The sequence below is a fragment of the Colwellia sp. TT2012 genome, assembly GCF_001440345.1.
Taxonomy (GTDB): Bacteria; Pseudomonadota; Gammaproteobacteria; order Enterobacterales; family Alteromonadaceae; genus Colwellia.
In genome coordinates this window covers 1-3,903 of the sequence record NZ_LJYX01000001.1, presented here as the reverse complement: position 1 = coordinate 3,903, position 3,903 = coordinate 1, and the positions used below count along the sequence as shown (strand labels likewise).

Annotated in this window: 2 protein-coding genes, 1 tRNA gene and 2 rRNA genes; 1 reads left to right on the top strand and 4 read right to left on the bottom strand. The window is 37.0% G+C overall.

Going from position 1 to position 3,903, the window contains the following annotated elements; genetic code table 11:
- Positions 1–470 precede the first annotated feature (470 nt).
- Complete coding sequence (locus tag ASU03_RS00025; protein WP_057829869.1) at positions 471–1,721, bottom strand: DEAD/DEAH box helicase; 1,251 nt, start codon at positions 1,719–1,721, stop codon at positions 471–473.
- A gap of 50 nt (positions 1,722–1,771) precedes the next feature.
- On the opposite strand from ASU03_RS00025, the gene ASU03_RS00020 reads away from it, so the two are divergent.
- Positions 1,772–3,424, top strand: a complete 1,653-nt coding sequence (locus ASU03_RS00020; protein WP_231731444.1) for a response regulator — start codon at positions 1,772–1,774, stop codon at positions 3,422–3,424.
- 19 nt (positions 3,425–3,443) lie between these two features.
- Here ASU03_RS00020 and ASU03_RS00015 read toward each other — a convergent pair.
- The 3 genes from ASU03_RS00015 to rrf (ASU03_RS00005) all read right to left on the bottom strand — a co-directional run bounded on the left by ASU03_RS00015 (position 3,444) and on the right by rrf (ASU03_RS00005) (position 3,897).
- Positions 3,444–3,528 (bottom strand) — tRNA-Tyr (locus ASU03_RS00015).
- A gap of 40 nt (positions 3,529–3,568) precedes the next feature.
- Positions 3,569–3,683: ribosomal RNA gene (gene rrf / locus ASU03_RS00010) — 5S ribosomal RNA — on the bottom strand.
- A gap of 99 nt (positions 3,684–3,782) precedes the next feature.
- Positions 3,783–3,897 (bottom strand): 5S ribosomal RNA (rrf, locus tag ASU03_RS00005).
- Between the last annotated feature and the right edge of the window lie 6 nt (positions 3,898–3,903).

Here is a 3,903-nt window from a genome sequence, read left to right as displayed (position 1 = left end):
TTAAGCGTTTTTGTTCTCCCCGAAAGGAAAACTATGTAAAACAACATTAATGTGAGTGTCCACACAAATTGCATGATAACTAATTGTTAAAGAAAAGAGGTCTTAGTCGCATTCGCTAAGTACCTTCACTCCTTGCTAACGTTGCCGTTTGCCCGAAGCAGGATGCGCATTGTACGCTTCCGAGTTTTGATGTCAACGTTTATTTTAATTAGAAAGCTTATTTTCTAGTTAATAACTAAACGTTAAGTTAGCTAGTTTACCTTTAAAGTAAGTAGATAACTTATCAAAACAGTTCGTGTTGATTCATTTTAGCTGAAGCCCTTGGAACTGGGTGCGGATTATAGATAGTTTTTGATTTAGTACAAGGGCTAATTTTATTATTTTGTTTGTTCGATTACAAATACCGCTATTTGCTTATTATCCGAATTAGTATAGGTCATAAATAGTGCAGGAGACGCAATACTTATACTTTATCTTCTCCTGTTTTTCGATCTGGGTCTACTTTTGTTAGAGTTATCTCCCGAAGACAATGCATTTCTTCGGGCATTTTTTTTATTCATTGATTTTTTTTCTGTTTGTGGTTTTTTTGTTAAATCGGGTTCATAGCCAGGTAACCACTGCTGTAATAATTCAATATCAAGTAATTCTTCAATTGCTGTTAGCAGCCACTCTTCACCAACACTCACTAACGATACTGCTAAGCCAGAATTCCCTGCTCTTGCAGTACGACCTATACGATGAACATAATCTTCAGCATTATATGGAAGTTCATAGTTAATAACGTGGTTAAGGCCTTTTATATCGATACCTCGCGCGGCTACATCGGTCGCGATTAAAGCTCTTATATTTCCTTCTTTAAATTCATGAAGTGCTTTTTCACGGGCCCCTTGAGATTTGTCACCATGTATAGCTAATGATTTAATGCCATCCTTAGTCATTTCTTTTGCTAAATAATCTGCACATTGCTTTGTGCGCGTGAAAACTAAAACTTGTTGCCAGTTCTTTGAACCAATTAAATAGGAAGTAAGCTCCCTTTTACGATCAGCATCGACAGCATAAACAATTTGCTCGACATCATCCGCAGCTTTGTTTTTATCATCAATTTCTACAACCTTTGGATTTACTAATATACTTTTGCTCATTTTGTATATGTCATCGGCAAATGTTGCAGAAAAGAGCAAGGTTTGTTTCTCAATAGGAAGGTATTTACGAATTTGATCGATTTCCTCTTTAAAGCCCATATCCAACATTCGATCGGCTTCATCAAATACGACAGTATTTATCTGCTCTAAAGAAAGATGCCCACTTCTAATAAGATCCAATAAACGACCTGGAGTAGCGACTAAAATGTCTAAGCCTGTTTTTACCTCTAAAATTTGTTTCTTTGTACTGACGCCTCCATAGGCAATACCAATTTTAATCGTGGTAAATTGTCCGTAATGAACAAAACTTTTATATACCTGTTGGGCAAGCTCTCTAGTTGGCGTTAAAACTAATGCTCGTAGCTCTTGCTTACAAGGCTGGGCTAATATTAACTTCTGTAGGATTGGCAATGCAAACGCAGCAGTTTTACCAGTACCGGTTTGTGCTCTTGCCATAACATCATGTTTAGCTAAAATAAGAGGGATACTTTGCTTTTGTATTTCTGTTGGTTCATCATAAGCAGATTCGGTGATTGCTTTGAGCAATGCTGAGTCCAAAGAAAAAGAAGAAAAGGTCATTCGTTTAGCCAGTGAGTATTTAAGTTGGTTAATTGTAGCAGAAGTAGTATATGACTATCCCAGTTATTAGCGTATTTGACACTAAGGATGTTATGGCTAAATACAATTATCAAAGTATGCGTTTCTTGATTGTTGATAACGTCAAGCCATCGCAAGATATCCTAAAACAATATGTTATGCGTTTAACCGGTAAACAGGTTGAAAGCACACACTACGCTCAAGATGTAGCCACCATTTGCCAGCTAAAGACCTATGACGTAATTCTTTTAGGTTATGATCTTGGTGAAAATCAAAAGAATGGTCAACAAATATTAGAAGAGTTGCGGGTAAATCGCTATATCAACCGCCAGTGCATTGTTATTTTAATTACAGCTGAAGTGTCCCAAGCAATGGTTTTAGCTGCATTAGAACACAAGCCAGATCACTATCTATGCAAACCATACTCCCTCAATGAATTAGATAAACGCCTAAATGATTGTCTTCGTAAAAAAGGCACAATGGCACTGATATACCAAGCGCTCGATGATGAAATACCATTACAGGTAATTAAACATTGCAAAAATGCATTAGCAACAAAAAACCCGTATAAAGCTGAATGTTTAGGAATTATGTCTCGACAGTATTTCAATTTACAGCAGTATGACAAAGCCAAAAAGATCTATGGCACCTACCAGAACTCTGCTAATTGTCAGTGGGCAACTATAGGGCTAGGTAAAGTTGCATTACACGAAAAAAAACTTAATCAGGCTGAAAAATTATTTAAATTACTTATTAAGAAATACCCTCTGTATTTAGCGAGTTATGATTGGCTGGCCATCACCTATGAAGAACAATTTCACTATCTGTTTGCAGAAGATATACTCGAGCAAGCTTTACTATTGTCTCCTCGTTCACTTACCCGTCTGCAGAAGTATGCACACTTGTGTATTCATAACGAACATTATGATAAAGCAACATTAGCATATGAAAAAAACTTTAAGTTGGCCCATAATTCAATTCATCATTGTGCTGATAATACAATTAAATATGTACAAGCACTTATTGAATATTCACCATCCCTATCACCTGTTGATGCAAAAAAAATAAACACTAAAGCTTTTACATTTATGAAACAAATGACTCGTGATTTCAGAGATGCAGACATCAAGATACAGTCTCATCTGCTAAGTGCATGTTTACTAGAAATAACAAGAGAAAATGATTTAGCAAAAAGTGAATTCGAACTTGGTGAAATCTTACTTACTAGAGAGCAAGCTAACATCCCCGCAGAGAAGCTTATTGATATATCTATAACGTTAAAGAAATTAAATAAAAATAATTTAGCCTCACAAATATTACAAATTAGTGATGAGCAAGAGTCAGAAGCTAGCAATGCCGGTGAACAGAATAATTTAGCGAAAACCTTAAAGGATAGAGCACAAGCAGATATTGAACTTGCTTTATCCTATTATGGTCAGCAGAAATATCAACAAGCAATTTCAAAGTTACAAAAGGCGGCCGTAAGCTTCCCCAAACATTCTGCAATAAAGCTAAATTTGATACAGATTTTACTGATTTCGTATGAAAAAGGGGATAGAAAGACCACAGAGTTATACAATGTAAAAGCGTTACTAGACGAGCTGCATGGCTTTACACTAAATATTACGGATGAGGAAAGACTGAAAAAAATGCAAAAAAAATACCAGCTAATTGCTGGTATTTAGTTATTCCCTAGGAATAATATGGTGGAGGGAGGTGGATTCGAACCACCGAAGGCTGAGCCGTCAGATTTACAGTCTGATCCCTTTGGCCACTCGGGAACCCCTCCACAGGGCCATTTTTATCAGCAATACTGATAAGAATTAGAAGTCTAGCAATGTCCTACTCTCACATGGGAACTCCCACACTACCATCGGCGCAACTGCGTTTCACTTCTGAGTTCGGAATGGGATCAGGTGGGGCCACAGCGCTATTGTCGCTAGACAAAAACTTTTATTTATTAAATTACTAATTAAGTAGCTTAATAAATAAAAACTTTAGCAAAAAGCCCGACTCTTATGAATCGGGCTTCTCTTAATAGAAACCTAGCAATGTCCTACTCTCACATGGGAACTCCCACACTACCATCGGCGCAACTGCGTTTCACTTCTGAGTTCGGAATGGGATCAGGTGGGGCCACAGCGCTATGGTCGCTAGATAAAAA

Bases quoted from the DNA above. Each gene is read 5' to 3' on its own strand.
- ASU03_RS00025 (WP_057829869.1), bottom strand. From the start codon at position 1,721: ATGACCTTTTCTTCTTTTTCTTTGGACTCAGCATTGCTCAAAGCAATC.
- ASU03_RS00020 (WP_231731444.1), top strand. From the start codon at position 1,772: ATGACTATCCCAGTTATTAGCGTATTTGACACTAAGGATGTTATGGCT.